Genomic DNA, 19,048 nt, shown 5'->3' with positions numbered 1-19,048 from the left:
GGAGGTCTCTACTCGGATTCGGGGGACGCGGGCGTGGCGGTCGCGGCAATGGCGGCGGCATAGCCGCCGTGGCCATGGTCCAGCGAGCGCGCCACGCGCCCGGTGGTGGTCACGCTGACACCGGTCAATTCATGGATTTCGCGATACGGCACGCCCTGCCGGAGCAGCGGCACCACCTTCCACCGATCAGACAGGGCCTCCAGCTCGGCGGGAGTGCACAGGTCGCGCAGGAAGGCAGTCACCTGCGCCTCGCTGTCCAGGCCGGCAAACGCCGCAGCAAGGCAGGCCAGATCGGCCTGAGGGTCTTTTTCACGGGGGACGGGGCGGATTTTCATCGTATCAATGTAATAGCGTGCTATTACATTAGCGCAAATTCGACCGGAAGCCAAATCCTGGATTCGACAGTTCAGGTAGAGCCTGGATCCAGCCCGGTAGAGCCGGGCTCTGCCCGGCTGCTGTTGGATTCAGGCGAACATCCTTGGGCTGCGGGGCCTCCCTGGTCAGGGCCGTCGGGTGCGGGTTTGTGGGGGACGCTGCAAGTACGTCCATGTAAGCTCATCGCCGCTTGCACGTGTGCGCTGTCCTGCGCACACGGCAAGACCTGGGTTGGGCTCCTGCCCAACCCGTCGGGCGCATGCGCCCGACCCATGCGGCTCGTGCCCCCTCAAACCCACCCCCGCCGACCCTCCGATAGTTGGCAGGTGAGTCACCCGAAGGCGGTAGAGCCGGGCCTTGCCCGGCTGCTCTTCCTCACCGCACACGACCATGTATGGGGGCGGCCGCCGGGTAGCCCCCGGAGGGACGCTAGAAAACATGGATGTTTTCTAGCAGCCCCCATGGATGGGTTCACGGCGTGTCCCGGAGCGGGGCTGCCCGGCGGCCGCCCCAGCACGGAACAAATGAAACGCTGCTTTTAACTCTGAAAACAACAACGGCACCCGAAGGTGCCGTTATCGATCGAACATGAACGCAAGAACCCATCACGCCATAGCGCGGGTCTGCTCCAACTCCACCTGCAAGGCACTGGCGAGCTCATCGCGGGCGACTTCGAACTGCTGCTCGCGCAGAAGATCCTTCACCGCCACCACGCCGCGTGCCAGCTCGTCTTCGCCGGCCAGCACCACGAAACGGATGCCCGCCTTGGCCGCGTACTGGAACTGCTTGCCGATCTTCTTCGGCTCCATCTGCACTTCCGCGTTGATTCCGCCCGCGCGCAGGCGGCGTGCGATGTCCAGCGAATCAGACAGGCCGTTGTCGTCCATCAGCGCCACCAGCGCATGCACGCTGCTGTCTTCGATGCCGGCAATCAGGCCTGCCTCGCGCAGCTGCCAGAACAGACGGGTCAGCCCGATCGAAATGCCCACGCCCGGCAGCTTCGACTTGCTGTAGTGGCTGGCCAGGTCCTCGTAACGGCCGCCCGAACAGATCGAACCGATCTGCGGGTGGTCGGTCAGCGTGGTTTCGTACACCGTGCCGGTGTAGTAATCCAGGCCGCGGGCAATCGAGAAGTTCAGGCAGTACGCCGTTTCCGGTACGCCCAGCGCCTTCACCAGCTGCAGCACCTCGCGCAGCTCGGCCACACCCAGCTGCAGCGTTTCGCTCGCGTTACCGTCGGCCACCAGCGCGTCCAGCTGCGCCAGCGCATCGGCGTGGCTGCTCGAACGCACCGCCACGAACGCCAGGATGCGGTCCACCTGTTCGGCAGGAATCGCAAAGCCTTCACCGGTCAGCGTTTCGCGCACGTAGTCCGGGCCGCGCTTGTCCAGCTTGTCGACCTCGCGCAGCACCGCCATCTGGCGCTCGCCGTCGGCCACGCCCAGGCTCTCGAAGAACCCGCGCATCAACTTGCGGTTGTTCAGCTGCACCGAGAAATCACCGATGCGCAGTTCCGAGAACACCGCGTGGATCACCGCCAGCACTTCCGCGTCATAGCGCGTGCTCAGGCCGTCCTTGCCGATCACGTCGATGTCGCACTGGTAGAACTCGCGGAAACGGCCGCGCTGCGCGCGCTCGCCACGGTACACCCGCTGCATCTGGTAACGGCGGAACGGGAAGGTCAGGTCGTGCTCGTGCTCGGCCACGTAGCGCGCCAGCGGCACCGTCAGGTCGAAGCGCAGCGCAAGTTCCGGCAGGCTCTTGTCGCCCGCCTCGGCCGCATTGGCCAGCGCCCCGGTGGACTGCACGAAATACACCTGGCGCTCGGTTTCGCCGCCGGACTTGGTAAGCAGCACGTCCGACAGCTCGAACACCGGCGTTTCCACCGGCAGGAACCCGAACCGCTCGTAATTGCGGCGGATGACGTCCAGCATGCGCTGGAACGCGATCTGCTCGCGCGGCAGCAATTCCATGATGCCGGGCGGCGTACGGGGCTTGATCACTTGCGGACTCCTGCGGAACGTGGGGATGTTCGAGCTGCATATTCTAGCCGCAGCCGGGCCGGGCGCCGCATGACGTATCATGGACAGGCCCCGCTTCCAGGTTCGACATGACCCGGCCCCACTCCGGAACCGCCGTTGCCACCGTAGACGACCCCGCCCCGGGCTGCTCCGCCCTGCGCGACTGCCTGCACTGCTCGGTGCGCCATCTGGCCGTGTGTTCAGCCTTGTCGCCGGACGAAGTCCAGGCGCTGGAACGGGTCACCGTCTCGCAGGCACTGCCGCTGGGCGCCACCCTGGCCCGCGCCGGCGAACCGCGCCAACATGTCTATACCTTGACCGGCGGCGCCCTGCGCCTGGTCCGCACCCTCGCCGATGGCCGCCGCCAGATCAGCGGTTTCGTGCTGCCCGGCGACTACCTGGGCCTGACCGGCAGCGACCACCACCGGCATGACATCGAAGCCATTGCCGACAGCCGGGTCTGCCGCGTCGCCCTGCCGCAGATGAAGGACCTGCGTGCACGTTACCCGCACCTGGAGCGCAAGCTGCTGCAACGCGCCTGCCAGGCATTGGACGATGCAGCCGATGCCGCGCTGGCCCTGGCGCGCCTGCAACCGGCCGAAAAGCTCGCCGACTTCCTGCTGCGCCTGGCTGCCCGCGAAGCCCGCCTGGGCGACCCCGGCCTGCGCGTGACCCTGCCGATGGGCCGCAGCGACATCGCCGACCACCTCGGCCTGACCATGGAAACCGTCAGCCGCACCTTCACCAAGCTGCGCCAGCAGGGCCTGATCGCCCTGCCCCACCTCAACACCGTCGAGATCCTGGACGAAGCAGGCTTGCGCGATCTTTGCGGCGCATAGCACCCGCCGGGCGCTGTGAAACCCATTGCTGACGTATCCGGGCATACGGTCGTTACGTAACAATTCGTAGGTCCGGCCGCTGGCCGGACACCGCGCGCAGCGCGGCTCGAGCGTCCGAAACCGCACTTGCATCGCTCACATTCAACTCTCCGGCGTTTAGACGTTCCGGAGCCGCTCGCGCAATGCCGCGTAATGCGGCGCGCACGGTTCCGCATGCGCAGGACGCTTCAGCAGATCCGCCAACGCAGGCGGCGCCTCGATGCTGCGACCAATCAGCGGCTCCACCACCGACTCGAACTTGGCTGGATGCGCGGTGGCCGCCACCGCCCAATCACCCTGCACGCCTTCCGCACGCAGCTGTTCGAGCAGCTTCACCGCCGTCGCCGTGTGCGGGCAGAACACCTCGCCTGCCGATGCGTAACGGCGCGCGATCACCTCGCGGATCTCCGCATCATTCACCGATGCGGTACGGAACCCGGCGCGCAGCGCATCGTCGTCGCCCTCATGCAACCAACGCAGCCGCTCGAAATTACTCGGCGCACCCACGTCCATCGCATTGGCCAACGTGGCCACACTGTCCTGCGGACGATACGCCTGACCCTCGAAGAACCGGGGCAGCACGTCATTGGCATTGGTCGCCAACGCGATCTGCCCCAGCGGCAGGCCCATGGATCGCGCCAGCACCGCCGCCATCGCATTGCCCAGGTTGCCGGTCGGCACCACCAGGTTCAGGACCTCACCGGTGGCGGCGTGATGGACCAGCGCCGCATGCGCGTAGTAACTCATCTGCGGCAGCCAGCGCCCCAGGCTGATGCTGTTGGCCGAACTCAACGGTACCTGCGCCTGCAGTTCGCGGTCGCTCAATGCCTGCTTCACCATCGCCTGGCAGTCGTCGAACGACCCGGCCACGCGCAGTGCGTGGATGTTGTCGCCGAAGCAGCCCAGCTGGTGCGCCTGGCGGGGCGAGACCCGCCCATCCGGGTACAGCACCACCACCCGGATGCCGGGCTGCTGGTGGAACGCGGCGGCCACCGCGGCGCCGGTGTCGCCCGAGGTCGCGACCACGATGGTCAGTTCCTGCGCCCGGTCGCGTTGCAGCTGCGCCAGGCTGGCGGCGAGGAAGCGCGCACCGAAATCCTTGAACGCCGCCGTGGGCCCGTGGAAGAGCTCCAGCACATGGTCGCCCGGGGTGGACAACGCCCGCAGCGGCGCCGGGAAATTGAATGCGTCGTCGCACAAGGCGCCCAGCCGAGGCGCCAGCGCGTCGCCGGCAAAGAACGGCGCCAGCACGGCCTCGGCATCATGCGCCAGGCTGCCCTGCCCGTGCCAACGCTGCGGCTGCGGACGCTGCTCGGGCACGTACAGCCCACCGTCGGGCGCCAGACCGGACGCAATCGCCGCACTGAGGGAAGCGGCCGGTGCCGCGTGTCGGGTGGAAACGAAATGCATGGAAGGTCCTGAAAAGAGTAAGGAAGCCGCGCTCACAGCAGGCAGGCGCCGGGCGCGTTCAACGGAGAAACCCACGCCTGGCTGGCGAACCCCGCGTCGGCAAATGCGCCCTGCACCGCCGCCTGCGCCGCCCGTGCCGCCGCTTCGCTGTCGAACCAGGCAAACACGCTCGGCCCGGCACCGGAGATGCTGGCGCCCAGCGCACCGGCGGCCAGCGCCGCGTCGCGGGCGGCCGCGAAGCCCACGATCAACCCGGCGCGGCGCGGTTCCACCAGCACGTCGCGCAGGCCGGCGCGGAGCAGGTCCGCGTCGCCCCGGAAGCACCCGCTGAGCACCAGCGCGAGGTTCGCGCTCTGCGCCACGAATTCCGGCAGCGCATAACTGCCCTGCAGCGCGGCGCGCGCACGGCGGGTTTCCAGTACCGCGTCCGGATGCACCAGCAGGCTGTGCCAGTGCGCGGGCACCGGAATCGGCACGAGCCGGTCGGCCGTACTCAGCACCAGCCCGCCCAGCAGCATCGGCCCCAGGTTGTCGCCGTGCCGGCCGCCGCTGGCCACCGCTTCGCCGGTCAACGCGAACGGGTACAGCGCCTCACGCGAAAGCGGCGCGTCCAACAGCGCATTGGCCGCCACCAGCGCGGCCACGCACGACGCCGCCGATCCGCCCATGCCCGAACCCAGTGCGATGCCCTTGTCGATTTCAAGCTCGAAGCCGAAGGGCAGCGCAAGCGCATCGCACAGTGCCAACAGCGCCGCACCCGCCGTGTTGTCGGCCGCTTCCAACGGCAGGTCCACGGTGGTGCCACGGATCGCGAGGATGCGTGCGCCCGGTGCCTGCGTGCGGCGCACCGTCACCGTATCGCCCACCCCAGCGATGACATGGCCGAGGATGTCGAAGCCCACCGCGACGTTGCCCACCGAGGCCGGCGAGAACGCACGCGCCTGCCCTTGCACTGCATCGCTCACAGGCGCGCTCCTTCACCGGCCGCCACCCGCAGCACGTCGGCAAACACGCCGGCGGCAGTCACCTCCGGACCGGCGCCCGGACCCTGCACCACCAGCGGGTTCTCGCAGTAACGGCGCGTGGTGAATTGCACCACGTTGTCGGTCAGGCGCAGGTTGGCGAAGGCGTGGTCGGCCGGCAGCTCCACCAGCCCCACCTGCGCGGCATCGGCTGACAGGCGTGCCACGTAACGCAGCACCGCACCGCGCGCACGCGCCCCGGAAAGACGCTCGGCAAACACCGCATCCACCGAATCCAGCCCCGCCATGAAATCGTCCACGCTGCCCGCGCGCAGCGCTTCGGGCACCAGGCTTTCCACGGTGACCTGTTCCAGGCTCAGCTCGCGCCCCGCTTCACGCGCCAGGATCACCAGCTTGCGCGCAACGTCCACGCCGGACAGGTCATCGCGCGGATCCGGCTCGGTGTAGCCCATGCCGCGCGCCTGCGCGACCAGTTCGGAGAACGGGACCTGGCCGTCGTACTTGTTGAACAGCCAGGCCAGCGTGCCGGAGAAGATGCCATCGATGGCGAGTAGCTCATCGCCGGTGTCGACCAGGTCGCGCAGCGTGGTGATCACCGGCAAGCCGGCGCCCACCGTCGCCTCATAGCGGAAGCGTGCACCGCTGGCCGCCGCCGCGTCGCGGATGGCGTGGTAGCGAGGCAGCGGACCGGCGCCGGCCTGTTTGTTCGGCGTCACCACATGGATGCCCGCCTGCAGCCAGCCGGCATAGCGGTCGGCCACATCAGCGCTGCCGCTGCAGTCGATGATCAACGCGTGCGGCAGGTGCGCCGACAGCAGATGGTCGGTGAACTCGTCGAGATCGGTCGCCTGCGCCTCGCCGGCCAGCGCAGCGCGCCAGTCGCCGGACACGCCGCGCGCATCCAGCCGCATGCGGCTGCGCGAGGCCACTGCACGCAGCCGCAGGTCGACGTTGGCACGGGTCAGCAGCGTGGGTTGCGCGGCCAGCAACTGGTCCAGCAGCGCTGCGCCTACATTGCCAGGACCGATCACGCCCACCGAGAACGTCTGCGGCGAGAGCCAGAATCCAGCGTGCGCGGCACGCAGCGCCTTGGTCGCATGGCGGCTGTCCACCGCCACCGAAATGTTGCGTTCGGACGAACCCTGCGCGATCGCGAGGATGTTCACCTGCGCGCGCCCCAGCGACTCGAACAGGCGCGCGGCCACGCCGGGCTGCCCGGCCATGCCGTCGCCCACCGCGGCCAGCACGCTGACGTTGTCGGTGAGCTGCACGCGCTGCACCTGGCCCAGGCTCAGTTCATGCGCGAAGGCGTGCAGCAATGCATCGCGCGCCCGCTGCGCTTCGGCCTGGCGCACCACGCAGCAGATCGAATGCTCCGATGAGCCCTGCGAGATCATCACCACCGACACATGCGCGTTGCGCAGCGCCGCGAACACGCGTTCGGCCGTGCCCGGCACGCCGATCAGACCGGTGCCTTCCAGGTTGAGCAGGGCCAGGTCGGCGCTGAGGGTCAGCCCCTTGATCGGGCCCGAGGCGGTGCGTTCGGCGGTGATGCGGGTGCCGGGATTGTCGGGGTGGAAGGTGTTGCGGATGATGATGGGCAGTCCGCGCTCGATCGCCGGCGACATGGTCTGCGGGTGCACCACCTTGGCGCCGAAGTAGGCCAGCTCGCAGGCTTCGTCGTAGCTCAGCGCTTCCAGCTGCACCGCTTCGGGCACCACGCGCGGATCGGCCGAGAGCACGCCGTCCACGTCGGTCCAGATATGCAGTTCGTCGGCATTGAACAGGGCGGCGAAGATCGCGCCGGAGTAGTCGCTGCCGTTGCGCCCCAGCGTGGTCACGCGGTCGCGACGGTCGCGCGCCACGAAGCCGGTCGCCACCACGCGCGCTGCGCTGTTGGCCTCGCGCCAGCGCGCCAGCCGCTGCGCGCTCTGCACCCAGTCCACGTCCACGCCGAGTTCGCCACGGTCTACCACCAGCACTTCGCGCGCGTCCAGCACCGCGCAGTCCTCGCCGATGCTGCGCAGGTAGTGGCCCAGCAGATGCGCGGAATAGACCTCGCCCAGGCCCTGCACGCGGTCGAGCACTTCGGCCGGCAGCTCACCGATCACCGCCAGCGCACCGAGCACTTCGGCCAGGTGATCGAAACGCGCATCCAGCCATTCCACGGTCTCGCCGGCATGTTCGCCGAGCAGCGCCACCGCCGCGCCCCGGTGGCGTGCACGCAGGTCGTGCCAGTCGTCGCGCCACTGCGGTGCATTGTCCGCAGCCGCGCCGGCCAGTGCGATCAGCGCGTCGGTGACGCCTTTCATCGCAGAAACGACGGTGACCTGCATCGCTTCATCGCGCGCAAGCAGCAACTGCGCCACGTGGCGGTAACGGTCGGCGTCGGCCACGGAAGTGCCGCCGAACTTGTGCACCACGGTGGCGGTGGCGGCCTGCAGCGGAGAGGACGGTGCTGGCGATGCAGCGGCATCGGGTGAAGCGGCGACGATGGACATGCTGACCTCGATTCGAGGCCCCGCGTCATTCAGGCTGAAGGAGAGTCCCCGCAACCTGGTCTGGTGCGGGGCCGTTGTGTTCGGAAATTACGCGAAGACGACGGGCCGCACCAGGCGAGTGGTGACGGTGGTAATCGTGGTGGTGCCGGTGGCCGGCGCAGCGCTGCGACCGCTGCCGTGGGCGGCAGTGGCAAGCAGTTCGGCGGCGGCGGCGGCAAGGACCATGGGCCAAGAAAACTACGCCGACGCACCGCTTGTCAAGTGCTGCACTGCAAAAAGCCGAATGCGTCGATCAGCGGATATCGTCCGGCAAAAAGTTGCGAATGTGACCATCCAGGCCGCGCAACGGACTCAGCCAGCGTGTTCGGCCACCGCGCGTGGCGGCCGGTGCGCGTGGGCACACAGCAGCACGCCGGAGATCAGGCAGACGATGGCCAGGCTTTCCATCTGCGTAGGCCAGCGCTGCTGCCAGGCGAAGCCGTACAGCAGCGCGAACAACGTTTCGAACACGATCATCTGGCCGGTCAGGGTCAACGGCAGGTTGCGGCTGGCCCGGTTCCAGCAGGCGTTGCCCACTACGGACGCCACCACCGCCACGCCGGCACTGATCACCCAGAACCACAGCCAGTCGACCGGTGCATGTGCCGGCCCGCGCACGAAGAACGCGCTGGGCACCAGCAGCAACGCCAGCGCGCCGGTGGTGACCCCGGTCAGCAGCGACCAGTCGTGCCCGGACAAGTCCGGCCGTCGGGCCAGCCAGCGGCTGTTGCCGATCGAATACACCGCCCACGAGAACAACGCCCCGATCGCGCACAACAGGCCCAACAGCCGCTGGTTGGCCGTGCCCTGCGCGTGTTCGGACTGCATCGCCTCATACCCGACCAGCGCGACCCCGACCAGGCACAGCAGCAGGGCCGGCGCCAGTTGGCGCAGCGGTACTGCGCCCTGTTCGCGCACTCCCGCCACGGTCACCACTACCGGGATCAGGCCCACGATCAGCGACGCGGCCGCCCCGCCCGCCCACTGCACAGCCTTGGCCAGCAGCACGAAATACACCAGGTTGCCGGCCAGGCTCAGCCACAGCAGCCCGCGCCATTCGGCCATGCCGATGCGCTGGCGCAGCTCGCGCCAGCGGGGTGCGAGCAGCACCACGGCGATCAGGCCGTAGACCAGGTAGCGCCCGGCCGACAGCTGCACCGCGCTGAAGTGGCTCAGCACCGCCGGCGCCAGGAACACCACGCCCCACAACGCACCGGCGGCAATACCGTTGGCGATACCCACGCCCATCGAACGATTCATCAGGGGTCACGCGCCCGGCAGCAGAAAGTCCGCCCCAGTGTAGGGATCGGCACGCTGGCGTTCTTGACCCAGGCTACTGCGGGTGGCGAAAGCGGCGGCGGTAGTCGGCCGGGGTCATGCCCCATTCCCGGCGCAGGGCGCGGGTCAGCGCGCTCTGTTCGGAATACCCGGCGTGCTGGGCGATGGCGGCGATCGGGACATCGCTGTCCGCCAGCCGACCCCGGGCCCAGCGCAACCGGCTGCCGCTCAACCAGGCCTGCGGACTGAGCCCGAACGCCTGCCGGAACAGGGCATGCAGGCGGCTGCCGCTCACCCCCACTTCGCCTGCGATGCGCTCCACGGGCCAGGCCTGGCCCGGATTCGCTTCGATGCGCGCGCACACCGCCTGCAACCGGGTGGCGCTGCCTGCCAGCGAAAACGCCTGCAGCAACCCGGGCAGCTCCGCCTGCACGAACGTCGCCTCCACCTGTTCGCCCACCACGGTACCCAGGCGCTGCGCCATGCTGCGCACCCGAGCCGGAAGCGCCAACACCGGCTGTCGCTGCAGGCACTCCAAGGTGTCGTCATCGAACATTTCGGCCGGGCAGTCGACGATCAGGAAACGGTCGTCGTCCGAGGCGGTCTGTGCGTGCCCGGCCATCGGCGCGACAAACGCGCCCTGCAGCAGATCCAGCCGCGCGCCCCGCCCTTCCAGCTCGAACGCCAGTTCACCGCGCACCGGCACCACCCACTGCGCGAAGGCGTGGCGGTCCACGCTGGACGCGCGGCCGTACTGGCGAAGGTTGAAAGCAGGTGAAGACATGCAGCGCAGTCTGCGCGCGGTTGCAGAAACCTGCAACGCGTCACGGTAGAGGCCCAAGGGGTGGGTGGTATAACGGGCCTGTCGCGCCGGAACACCCGACGTTCTGTACAGGGAGTACTCAATGAAGTTCCTGACCCTGAGCCAGGCCCCGCAGTTGATGCCCACGGTCGCGCACTGGTACTTCGATACCTGGGGCGCCCGCGTGCCCGGGCACACCTTCGATGACGAGCAGCAGCGGCTGGAGGTGTTCCTGCACGACAACGAGCTGCCGATGCTGCTCATGGCCATGCAGGACGACACGCCCATTGCCGCCGCGCAGCTGAAATTCCACGAACGCACCGAGCACCCGCAGCGGCTGCACTGGCTGGGCGGCGTGTTCGTCACGCCGGAACACCGCGGCCATGACCTGGCCAGCGAGATGATCGAAACGTTGATGCAGAAAGCGCGCGGCTACGGTGTGCGAGAAGTGTTCCTGCAGACCGAGCACGATGATGGTGGACTGTACAGGCGGTTGGGTTGGGAACCGCTCGAGCGGCAGACGCATCGCACCGGCGTGCCGGTCCGGATCATGCGCCGGGTACTGCCGGTGGCGGGCTGAACCGCTTCAGCGGAATCGCACCGGCTGTGGCGCCGGGCGGTCGGCCAGCGAGCCCATGGTGAAGGTGTAACCGGCCTCTTCGAGCAGCTTGCGCATGCGCAGCTCTGCGCGCTTGGGATACGCCAGCGAGGTGGGCGCATGCAGCGCATACGCGGTGGAGCGGCCTACCGGTTTGTCGCGGGTGACGGACGACTGGTTCGTCTCGCACGCGTTGGACCACAAATTCAACAGCACCTGCGGTCCGATGGACTGGTTGTTGCCAAGACGAAGCGTGAGCCAACGCATGTGTTCCATGTGCATTCCCAGCGATATCGAAAATCGAGTATGCACCATATCCGCAGGTGCCGTACGCCGGGGTCTGGAACGCGGAGCGGGCCGGAAACGCAGACGCCCCGGCTGAACCGGGGCGCCCGACAGGCGGGGCGGCGTGGGGCCGCCCGCCTCTCGATCAATGCTTCATGGCGTGCTTGCGGGCGCGCATGACTTCATGCGTTTCCTGCACCGACGGCAGCAGGCGGGTGACTTCCTGGCGCGCGGCCGGCGGGGTGTCGTTGTCGTTCAGGGTGTCCTTGAACGCCTTCAGCAGTCGGTCTTCGGACTCCTCCAGCTCGGCCACGTACCCGTACTGGGTGTCGCCCAAGGTGGCGCGGACCTTCCCGTAGAATTGCTGCATGGAGCCGACCATGGTGCCGTGCTCGGCCGGCTTGCCACCCGTGGCGAGCACGGTGCTGCTCAGCGCATTGACGATCTCGGCCTTGACGCCGGCGATGCGGGTAAACAGCGAGGACAGCTCGGCGTCTTTCACCTTGCCGGCGGCTTCGGTGTAGAAGTCCTTGCCGTCACGTGCGATTTCGATCAGGTCATTGAGGGTGTGCGCGGTCTTGGATTCGGTGCTCACTGATTTCTACTCCTGGTAAAAAATTCTGGATGACCCGTGTCGGGGTGGAACCACTTTTCCGCATCCGGAATGAAGTCGGCGTGACCTCGAAATCGCAGCGTTAAGCGATGTCTGCGCAGCGAAAAAAGCTTGTTTTCGGAGTGTGTCCGCGCTGCAACGACACCCTCACGCACGTTGTTTTGAGCGCTGCAAAAAACAAACGCCGCAACGAGTGCGGCGTGATGTTTCCAATCAACTTCAACGTGGATTTTCAGGTTCCGGCGCCTCCAGTGGAGGACGGTCCGGCGACGGATCCCGCTCGGGAGGAACTTCGCTCGGTGGCTCCGTCACCGGCGGCTCGCCCGGCGGCGGCGCTTCCACCGGCGGCTCCGGTGCAGCAGGCCCCGGTCCGGGTGCAGGCACCTGCGAAGTGGGCTGCCAGGGGAATTCAAGTCGAGTAGCGACGAGAGACATGCGGGGGTCCTGCACAACGGCGTTATGACCACGCTGACAGGATGGCCGTCAATCTTCGGCGACGATTGCGTGCACGGCATGTTGGTGACCCCGGCCCGATTCGAACGGGCGACCTTCCCCTTAGGAGGGGGACGCTCTATCCAGCTGAGCTACGGGGCCAATGCGCGGTGCGGGCGCGTTGCCCGTCCACTGCTGCCCGCACGTTGCATGCAGGCAGGTGTGAAGGATACCCACATTCAGCGACGGGACCAAGGCCGATCCCGCCGTGCAGGGCGTTCCGCCTCAGCGGATGTCCAGCTCCGCGAAGCCCTTGACCAGCTCGTCCACGGCCTTGATCTGGGCCAGAAACGGTTCCAGCGCGTTCAGCGGCAGGGCGCTGGGGCCGTCGCAGCGCGCGTGATCGGGGTCGCGGTGGGCTTCCAGGAACAGACCGGCCAGGCCGAGTGCCATGCCCGAACGGGCCAGTTCGGCGACCTGGCGGCGGCGGCCACCGGAGGCTTCGCTGCCGGCGTCGCGGCGCTGCAGGCTGTGGGTGACGTCGAAGATCGCCGGCAGGCCGCCGGTGGATTCGATCATTTCGCGGAAGCCCAGCATGTCCACGACCAGGTTGTCATAGCCGAACTGCGAACCGCGCTCGCACAGGATGATGTTCTCGTTGCCGGCCTCGCGGATCTTGGACACGATGTGCTTGATCTGCGTGGGGCTGAGGAATTGCGGCTTCTTGATGTTGACCGCGCGGCCGGTTTCGGCGATGGCCACCACCAGGTCGGTCTGGCGCGCCAGGAATGCCGGAATCTGCAGCACGTCGACCACTTCGGCCACCGGGGCGGCCTGGGCGACTTCGTGCACGTCGGTGATGACCGGGATGCCGAACTGGCGCTTCACCTCTTCGAAGATGCGCAACCCTTCGTCCAGGCCCACGCCACGGTAGGACTTGATCGACGAACGGTTGGCCTTGTCGAAGGAGGCCTTGAACACGTACGGAATGCCCAGCTTGCGGGTGACCGTGGTGAACTGCTCGGCCGCGTGCAGGGTCGAGTCCAGGTCCTCAAGCACGTTCAGGCCGCCAAACAGCACGAACGGGAGTCGGTTCCCGACGACGACGCCTTCTGCAACGGTAACGTTCATTCAGATTCCTGGGGGGCGAACAATGACCGCAATTGTAGCGGCCCCGGCCCGGTCGTGTGGCGTTGCGGCAATGCCCCGGCGGGCGTCCTGATAGAATGACGGGTCTGCATGCCGCATCCCCCACCCTGCCAGCGGCTGCGCCCTTTTCGATCCGCAACAGGAGTTTGCATGTCCTCTGACCTGCTCAAGGCGCTCGGCCTCGACGCGACCAACGCTGGCACCTACCTCGGCAACGGCGAGTGGTCCACCGCCACCGACGCCGGCGTGATCACCCCGGTCAATCCGACCACCGGTGAAGCCATCGCCCAGGTGCATGCCACCACCGACGCCGACTACGAAACCATCGTTGCGCGCGCCCAGGAAGCCTTCAAGGTGTGGCGCACCACCCCGGCCCCGCGCCGTGGCGAAGCCGTGCGCCTGTGCGGCGAAGCGCTGCGCGCCAACAAGGATGCGCTGGGTTCGCTGGTTGCGCTGGAAATGGGCAAGAGCAAGCCGGAAGGCGACGGCGAAGTGCAGGAGATGATCGACATCGCCGACTTCGCGGTCGGCCAGAGCCGCATGCTGTACGGCTACACGATGCATTCCGAGCGCCCCGGCCACCGCATGTACGAGCAGTACCAGCCGCTCGGCCTGGTCGGCATCATCAGCGCGTTCAACTTCCCGGTCGCGGTGTGGGCCTGGAACTCGTTCCTGGCCGCGATCTGCGGCGATGTGTGCCTGTGGAAGCCGTCCAACAAGACCCCGCTGACCGCAATCGCCTCGATGAAGATCTGCAATGACGCGCTGCGCGGCGCCGGCTTCCCGGACATCTTCTTCCTGATCAACGACGCCGGCACGGCGCTGTCGGAGAAGATGGTGGCCGACAAGCGCGTGCCGCTGATCAGCTTCACCGGTTCGACCCAGGTCGGCCGCCAGGTCGCCGAGAAGGTCGCCCATCGCCTGGGCCGCTGCCTGCTCGAACTGGGTGGCAACAACGCGATCATCCTCGACGAAACCGCCGACCTGAAGCTGGCCATCCCGGGCATCGTGTTCGGTGCGGTCGGCACCGCCGGCCAGCGCTGCACCACCACCCGCCGCCTGATCGTGCACGAATCCATCCACGACGACGTGCTGGCCACGCTGATCAAGGCGTACAAGCAGGTCGAAGGCAAGATCGGCGACCCGACCGACCCGGCCAACCTGATGGGCCCGCTCAACAGCGACGGCGCCGTGCAGCAGTTCCTGGCCTCCATCGCGAAGGCCAAGGCCAGCGGCGGCACCGTGGAAACCGGCGGCACGCGCATCGACCGCGCCGGCAACTTCGTGCTGCCGGCCATCGTGACCGGGCTGAAGAACAGCGACGAAGTGGTGCAGCACGAAACCTTCGCGCCGATCCTGTACGTGATGAAGTACAGCACCCTGGACGAAGCCATCGACATGCAGAACGGCGTGCCGCAGGGCCTGTCCTCGTCGATCTTCACCACCAACCTCAAGACCGCCGAACGCTTCCTTTCGGCAGCCGGTTCGGACTGCGGCATCGCCAACGTCAACATCGGCACCTCGGGTGCGGAGATCGGCGGTGCGTTCGGTGGCGAGAAGGACACCGGCGGTGGCCGCGAGTCCGGTTCGGATGCGTGGAAGGTGTACATGCGCCGCCAGACCAACACCATCAACTACTCCGATTCGCTGCCGCTGGCCCAGGGCATCAAGTTCGACCTGTGAGCCACGCGCTCGACTTCAGCGGCCGCCGGGTTCTGGTGGCCGGCGGCAGCAAGGGCATCGGCCGCGCCATGGCGCTGGCCTTTGCCTCGGCTGGCGCAGCGGTGTCGGTCTGTGCCCGCGGCGAACCGGGCCTGGCCGCGCTGCGCGAGGACGCCGCCGCGCTGGGCGTCCCAATGCACACCGAAACGGCCGACCTGGCCCGGCTGGACGACATCGAACGCTGGCTGGCCAGCGCCGCCAAGGCGCTGGGCGGCATCGACATCCTGATCAACAACGCAACCGGTTACGGCATGTCCGATGACGAAGCCGGCTGGGAGGCCAGCCTGGGCGTGGACCTGATGTCGGCCGTACGCGCCTCGCGGCTGGCCCTGCCCTGGCTGCAGCAGTCCCGCGACGCCTGCATCCTCAACCTGGCCTCGATCGCCGCGCAGCAACCGCGCCCCGGTGCGGCGCCTTATGGCGCTGCCAAGGCGGCGCTGATGCACTACACCACCTCGCAGGCCCTGGCGCTGGCCCCGCATCGGATCCGCGTCAATGCCATCGCCCCGGGCTCGATCGAGTTCGAGGACGGGTTGTGGGCGCGCCGCCGCAGCGAAGACCCGGCGCTGTACCACGGCACCCTGGCCAAGATCCCGTTCGGCCGCTTCGGCCACCCACAGGAGGTCGCCGACGCGGCCCTGTTCCTGTGCTCGCCACTGGCCCGCTGGATCACCGGCCATACCTTGAATGTCGATGGTGGGCAGGTCTTGATGGGATAACGTCGGCTCTGGCCCTATCATTCCCTTGTCCGCCCCATCCCCCAGGAGCCGCATGAGCCTTCCGCCGCGTCAAACCAGCCCGATGGCCCTGATCAGCCTGATCGCCGGCATCCTCGGCTGGACCGCCCTTCCCTTCCTTGGCAGCGTGGTGGCCATCATCACCGGGCACATGGCCCGCGCCGAAATCCGGCGCCGCCCGCTGGAGCTGGAAGGCGACGGCCTGGCACTGGCCGGCCTGATCATGGGCTGGGTGGTGGTGATCGGCAGCGTGCTGGCCGTGCTCGCCATCCTCATGTTCTTCGGTGGCCTGGCCTGGTTCGTTTCCCTGCAGTCGTGAGGTGCCCATGAGCGGATCGGATCCCACCGGACGTTTCAGCAACCGCGTAGCCGATTACGTGCGCTACCGTCCCGATTACCCGCCGGCGCTGCTGGACTGGCTGCATCGCGAGATCGGCGTGCCGACCGAGACCCTGGTGGCCGACATCGGTGCCGGCACCGGCATTTCCACCCGGCTGTTCCTGGCCAGCGGCCACCCGGTGATCGCGGTCGAGCCCAACGCGCCGATGCGCGAGGCGGCCGAGGCGCTGCTGGCCCATGAGTACCTGCGCCTGAAACTGGTGGACGGCACCGCCGAAGCCACCACCCTGGCCGACGACAGCGTCGGGCTGGTCAGCGCCGCACAGGCCTTCCACTGGTTCGACACCACCGCCGTGCGCCGCGAATGGTCGCGCATCCTGCATCCGGGCGGGATGGCACTGGTGTTCTGGAATTCGCGCCTGCTTGACGCCTCGCCGTTCCTGGTCGGCTACGAGCAGCTGCTGCTGGAGTTCGGGACCGACTACACCGAGGTGGCCGAGCGCTACCAGGATGATGACACCATGCGTGCGTGGTTCGGCGACGGCCTGCGCGGCATCGCGCAGTTCCCGAACACGCAGACCATGGACGCCGATGGCCTGCGTGGCCGCCTGCTGTCGTCCTCGTATGCGCCCCCGCCGGGACACCCGCGCCACGCGCCGATGCTGGAGGCGCTGCAGCAGCTGTTCGACGCGCATGCGGTGGATGGCAAAATTGCTTTTGAATACCAAACCCGTGCCTTCGTCGGCACGCTGGACTGACTGGACGCCATGTACTCGCTTGCCCGACCCTTCCTGTTTTCGCTGGACGCCGAGCGCGCCCACGGCCTGGGCCTGAGTGCGCTGGAACTCGCCTATCGCACCGGCACCACGCCGCTGGTGGCGCGCCGCCCTGCCCCGCTGCCGACCAACGCATTCGGCCTGCGCTTCCCCAATCCGGTCGGCCTGGCCGCCGGCCTGGACAAGAACGGCGAACACATCGACGCGCTGTTCGCGCTCGGCTTCGGCTTCGTGGAGATCGGCACCATCACCCCGCGTCCGCAGGAAGGCAACCCGAAGCCGCGCCTGTTCCGGCTGCCTGCACACCAGGCGATCATCAACCGCATGGGCTTCAACAACCAGGGCGTGGATGCGTTGGTGCGCAATGTGGAACGCGCGCAGCGTCGCGACGGCCTGCTGGGCATCAACATCGGCAAGAACAAGGACACCCCCAACGAGCAGGCGTTCGACGATTACCAGCACTGCCTGCAGAAGGTGTATCCGCTGGCCGACTACATCACCGTCAACATCTCCTCGCCCAACACCGCCGGCCTGCGCGAACTGCAGGAAGAAACCGCGCTGCGCCAGCTGGTCTCGCAGCTGCGCGAAAGCCAGGAGGCGCTGGCGGCCAAACATGGCAAGCGCGTGCCGATGCTGGTCAAGGTCGCCCCGGACCTGAGCGACCGCGACATCGACGCCGCCGCGCGCGTGCTCGGCGAACTGAAGGTCGACGGCGTGATCGCCACCAACACCACCATCGACCGCAGCGCGGTGGCCGGCGATCCGCGGGCCAGCGAAGCCGGCGGCCTGTCCGGCGCGCCGCTGCTGGGCCAGTCCACCCTGGTGCTGCGCCGCCTGCGCGCGCGCCTGCCCGAATCCACCCCGTTGATCGGTGTCGGTGGCATCCAGTCCGGTGCGGACGCCGTAGCCAAAATGGCCGCCGGTGCGGCGCTGGTGCAGTGCTACAGCGGCCTGATCTTCCGGGGCCCCGCCCTGGTGCATGACTGCGTCGAGGCCATCCGCCGTCGTCGCGAAGCCCCCAGCCGCGGCGCGGTGGCCCCCCTGTGAGTACTGCAATGCCTGCCTGGTCGCTGACCGAAAATGCCTCGCTGAAGGCCCTCAACACGTTCCATGTCGACGCCAGCGCCGAACAGCTGCTGGAACTGCACGACCCGAGCCTGCTGCCCGACGTGCTGGCCCATCCGCACGTCGTCGGCAAGCCGCTGCTGGTGCTGGGCTGCGGCAGCAACGTGCTGCTCGCCGACAACGTGCCCGGTACCGTGCTGGTGTTTGCCAACCGCAGCATCGAAGAACTGGAGCACCGGGCCGACTACACCGTGGTCCGCGCCGGTGCCGGGGTCAACTGGCATGGGCTGGTGATGTGGTCGCTGCAGAACGGGCTGTCCGGGCTGGAAAACCTGGCGCTGATTCCCGGCACCTGCGGTGCGGCGCCGATCCAGAACATCGGTGCCTACGGCGTGCAGGTCGACGAGTTCATCCAGGCGGTGGACGCCTGGGACCGCGAGACCGGCGAATGGGTGCGCTTCGATGCCGAGGCCTGCGCGTTCGGCTATCGCGACAGCGTGTTCAAGCACGCGCCCGACCGCTACCTGATCACCGCCATCGAACTGCGCCTGCCGCTGCTGCACGACCTGCGCCTGGGTTATGCCGGCATCGCCGAGGAAATGCAGGCGATGGGCGTGGAGCTGCCGGTCGCGGCTGACGTGGCCAATGCGGTGATCGCGATCCGTCGGCGCAAGCTGCCGGACCCGGACGTGCTGGGCAACGCCGGCAGCTTCTTCAAGAACCCGGTGCTGCCGCTGGAACAGGTGGACGTGCTGCTGCAGCAGTTCCCCGAGCTGCCGGTGTACCCGGCCGACCAGGACAACCGTCGCAAGCTGTCGGCCGCGTGGCTGATCGAGGCGTGCGGCTGGAAAGGCTTCCGCGAGGGCGACGCCGGCGTGTCGCCGCAGCACGCGCTGGTGCTGGTCAACCATGGCACCGCCACCGGTGCGGAGCTGCTGGCGCTGGCGCGGCGCATTTCCGCGTCGGTGCTGGAGAAGTTCGGCGTACCGATCGAACCGGAGCCGCGCCTGATCGGCGCACAGTGGTGACCGCGCCGCGTGCCCTG

At 67.9% G+C, this 19,048-nt stretch carries 19 protein-coding genes and 1 tRNA gene; 8 read left to right on the top strand and 12 right to left on the bottom strand.

The window, feature by feature from the left end; genetic code table 11:
• Positions 1–8: 8 nt before the first annotated feature.
• Positions 9–335 (bottom strand): YerC/YecD family TrpR-related protein, encoded by a 327-nt coding sequence (locus tag PDM28_RS08235; RefSeq protein ID WP_311184415.1) that lies wholly within the window; start codon positions 333–335, stop codon positions 9–11.
• Positions 336–980: 645 nt separating this feature from the next.
• Entirely contained in the window at positions 981–2,378 is a 1,398-nt protein-coding gene (gene hisS, locus PDM28_RS08230) for a histidine--tRNA ligase (RefSeq protein WP_102945578.1), read from the bottom strand.
• A 107-nt stretch (positions 2,379–2,485) separates the two neighbouring features.
• On the opposite strand from hisS, the gene PDM28_RS08225 reads away from it, so the two are divergent.
• Positions 2,486–3,235 (top strand): Crp/Fnr family transcriptional regulator, encoded by a 750-nt coding sequence (locus PDM28_RS08225; RefSeq protein ID WP_311184414.1) that lies wholly within the window; start codon positions 2,486–2,488, stop codon positions 3,233–3,235.
• Between the two features lie 156 nt (positions 3,236–3,391).
• On the opposite strand, the gene thrC is transcribed toward PDM28_RS08225, so the two are convergent.
• The 6 genes from thrC to PDM28_RS08195 form a co-directional block, all read right to left on the bottom strand.
• Positions 3,392–4,684 (bottom strand): threonine synthase, encoded by a 1,293-nt coding sequence (gene thrC / locus PDM28_RS08220; RefSeq protein ID WP_311184413.1) that lies wholly within the window; start codon positions 4,682–4,684, stop codon positions 3,392–3,394.
• 32 nt (positions 4,685–4,716) lie between these two features.
• Positions 4,717–5,649, bottom strand: a complete 933-nt coding sequence (locus PDM28_RS08215; protein ID WP_311184412.1) for a homoserine kinase — start codon at positions 5,647–5,649, stop codon at positions 4,717–4,719.
• Positions 5,646–8,168: a bifunctional aspartate kinase/homoserine dehydrogenase I gene (gene thrA, locus PDM28_RS08210; RefSeq protein ID WP_311184411.1), complete on the bottom strand. Its 2,523-nt coding sequence runs from the start codon at positions 8,166–8,168 to the stop codon at positions 5,646–5,648. Before thrA ends, PDM28_RS08215 begins: the two co-directional genes overlap by 4 nt.
• A gap of 87 nt (positions 8,169–8,255) precedes the next feature.
• Positions 8,256–8,393, bottom strand: coding sequence for a hypothetical protein (locus PDM28_RS08205; RefSeq protein ID WP_311184410.1), 138 nt, complete (start codon positions 8,391–8,393; stop codon positions 8,256–8,258).
• A gap of 126 nt (positions 8,394–8,519) precedes the next feature.
• Positions 8,520–9,467, bottom strand: coding sequence for a DMT family transporter (locus PDM28_RS08200; protein WP_311184409.1), 948 nt, complete (start codon positions 9,465–9,467; stop codon positions 8,520–8,522).
• A gap of 73 nt (positions 9,468–9,540) precedes the next feature.
• On the bottom strand, positions 9,541–10,269 hold the full coding sequence (locus PDM28_RS08195) for an AraC family transcriptional regulator (RefSeq protein ID WP_102945584.1): 729 nt from the start codon (positions 10,267–10,269) through the stop codon (positions 9,541–9,543).
• A gap of 121 nt (positions 10,270–10,390) precedes the next feature.
• On the opposite strand from PDM28_RS08195, the gene PDM28_RS08190 reads away from it, so the two are divergent.
• The gene (locus tag PDM28_RS08190; RefSeq protein WP_102945585.1) at positions 10,391–10,867 is read left to right on the top strand and encodes a GNAT family N-acetyltransferase; all 477 of its coding nucleotides are present in this window, start codon (positions 10,391–10,393) and stop codon (positions 10,865–10,867) included.
• 6 nt (positions 10,868–10,873) lie between these two features.
• Here PDM28_RS08190 and PDM28_RS08185 read toward each other — a convergent pair whose 3' ends face one another.
• From PDM28_RS08185 to kdsA, 4 genes are all read right to left on the bottom strand, one after another.
• Positions 10,874–11,161: a hypothetical protein gene (locus PDM28_RS08185; protein WP_084738920.1), complete on the bottom strand. Its 288-nt coding sequence runs from the start codon at positions 11,159–11,161 to the stop codon at positions 10,874–10,876.
• Positions 11,162–11,315: 154 nt separating this feature from the next.
• Positions 11,316–11,765 carry a PA2169 family four-helix-bundle protein gene (locus PDM28_RS08180; RefSeq protein ID WP_102945586.1) on the bottom strand — a complete coding sequence of 150 codons (450 nt, stop codon included), beginning with the start codon at positions 11,763–11,765 and terminating at the stop codon, positions 11,316–11,318.
• 535 nt (positions 11,766–12,300) lie between these two features.
• Positions 12,301–12,377 (bottom strand) — tRNA-Arg (locus PDM28_RS08175).
• 123 nt (positions 12,378–12,500) lie between these two features.
• Entirely contained in the window at positions 12,501–13,346 is an 846-nt protein-coding gene (gene kdsA / locus PDM28_RS08170) for a 3-deoxy-8-phosphooctulonate synthase (protein WP_311184408.1), read from the bottom strand.
• Between the two features lie 168 nt (positions 13,347–13,514).
• Between kdsA and amaB the strand changes: the two genes are divergently transcribed.
• From amaB to murB, 6 genes are read left to right on the top strand one after another with little or no spacing between them, the layout of a single operon-like run.
• On the top strand, positions 13,515–15,047 hold the full coding sequence (gene amaB, locus PDM28_RS08165) for an L-piperidine-6-carboxylate dehydrogenase (protein ID WP_311184407.1): 1,533 nt from the start codon (positions 13,515–13,517) through the stop codon (positions 15,045–15,047).
• Positions 15,044–15,805, top strand: coding sequence for an SDR family NAD(P)-dependent oxidoreductase (locus PDM28_RS08160; protein ID WP_311184406.1), 762 nt, complete (start codon positions 15,044–15,046; stop codon positions 15,803–15,805). The genes amaB and PDM28_RS08160 overlap by 4 nt, the downstream gene beginning before the upstream one ends.
• Positions 15,806–15,857: 52 nt before the next feature.
• Positions 15,858–16,142 (top strand): DUF4190 domain-containing protein, encoded by a 285-nt coding sequence (locus tag PDM28_RS08155; RefSeq protein ID WP_102945590.1) that lies wholly within the window; start codon positions 15,858–15,860, stop codon positions 16,140–16,142.
• Between the two features lie 7 nt (positions 16,143–16,149).
• The gene (locus PDM28_RS08150) at positions 16,150–16,920 is read left to right on the top strand and encodes a class I SAM-dependent methyltransferase (RefSeq protein WP_311184405.1); all 771 of its coding nucleotides are present in this window, start codon (positions 16,150–16,152) and stop codon (positions 16,918–16,920) included.
• A gap of 9 nt (positions 16,921–16,929) precedes the next feature.
• Positions 16,930–17,985, top strand: coding sequence for a quinone-dependent dihydroorotate dehydrogenase (locus tag PDM28_RS08145; protein WP_102945592.1), 1,056 nt, complete (start codon positions 16,930–16,932; stop codon positions 17,983–17,985).
• 8 nt (positions 17,986–17,993) lie between these two features.
• Positions 17,994–19,031: a UDP-N-acetylmuramate dehydrogenase gene (murB, locus tag PDM28_RS08140; protein WP_425507647.1), complete on the top strand. Its 1,038-nt coding sequence runs from the start codon at positions 17,994–17,996 to the stop codon at positions 19,029–19,031.
• The last annotated feature ends 17 nt before the right edge of the window (positions 19,032–19,048 follow it).

This window comes from Stenotrophomonas aracearum (genome assembly GCF_031834615.1).
Taxonomy (GTDB): domain Bacteria; phylum Pseudomonadota; class Gammaproteobacteria; order Xanthomonadales; family Xanthomonadaceae; genus Stenotrophomonas; species Stenotrophomonas aracearum.
The sequence above is the reverse complement of the archived record's forward strand: the minus strand, read 5'-3'. Positions and strand labels throughout refer to the sequence as shown.

Coding starts and splice junctions, on each gene's coding strand:
- PDM28_RS08235 (WP_311184415.1), bottom strand. CDS start 335: ATGAAAATCCGCCCCGTCCCCCGTGAAAAAGACCCTCAGGCCGATCTG.
- PDM28_RS08145 (WP_102945592.1), top strand. CDS start 16,930: ATGTACTCGCTTGCCCGACCCTTCCTGTTTTCGCTGGACGCCGAGCGC.
- thrA (WP_311184411.1), bottom strand. CDS start 8,168: ATGTCCATCGTCGCCGCTTCACCCGATGCCGCTGCATCGCCAGCACCG.
- PDM28_RS08195 (WP_102945584.1), bottom strand. CDS start 10,269: ATGTCTTCACCTGCTTTCAACCTTCGCCAGTACGGCCGCGCGTCCAGC.
- amaB (WP_311184407.1), top strand. CDS start 13,515: ATGTCCTCTGACCTGCTCAAGGCGCTCGGCCTCGACGCGACCAACGCT.
- murB (WP_425507647.1), top strand. CDS start 17,994: ATGCCTGCCTGGTCGCTGACCGAAAATGCCTCGCTGAAGGCCCTCAAC.
- PDM28_RS08190 (WP_102945585.1), top strand. CDS start 10,391: ATGAAGTTCCTGACCCTGAGCCAGGCCCCGCAGTTGATGCCCACGGTC.
- PDM28_RS08150 (WP_311184405.1), top strand. CDS start 16,150: ATGAGCGGATCGGATCCCACCGGACGTTTCAGCAACCGCGTAGCCGAT.
- PDM28_RS08200 (WP_311184409.1), bottom strand. CDS start 9,467: ATGAATCGTTCGATGGGCGTGGGTATCGCCAACGGTATTGCCGCCGGT.
- thrC (WP_311184413.1), bottom strand. CDS start 4,684: ATGCATTTCGTTTCCACCCGACACGCGGCACCGGCCGCTTCCCTCAGT.
- PDM28_RS08225 (WP_311184414.1), top strand. CDS start 2,486: ATGACCCGGCCCCACTCCGGAACCGCCGTTGCCACCGTAGACGACCCC.
- kdsA (WP_311184408.1), bottom strand. CDS start 13,346: ATGAACGTTACCGTTGCAGAAGGCGTCGTCGTCGGGAACCGACTCCCG.
- PDM28_RS08155 (WP_102945590.1), top strand. CDS start 15,858: ATGAGCCTTCCGCCGCGTCAAACCAGCCCGATGGCCCTGATCAGCCTG.
- PDM28_RS08205 (WP_311184410.1), bottom strand. CDS start 8,393: ATGGTCCTTGCCGCCGCCGCCGCCGAACTGCTTGCCACTGCCGCCCAC.
- PDM28_RS08185 (WP_084738920.1), bottom strand. CDS start 11,161: ATGGAACACATGCGTTGGCTCACGCTTCGTCTTGGCAACAACCAGTCC.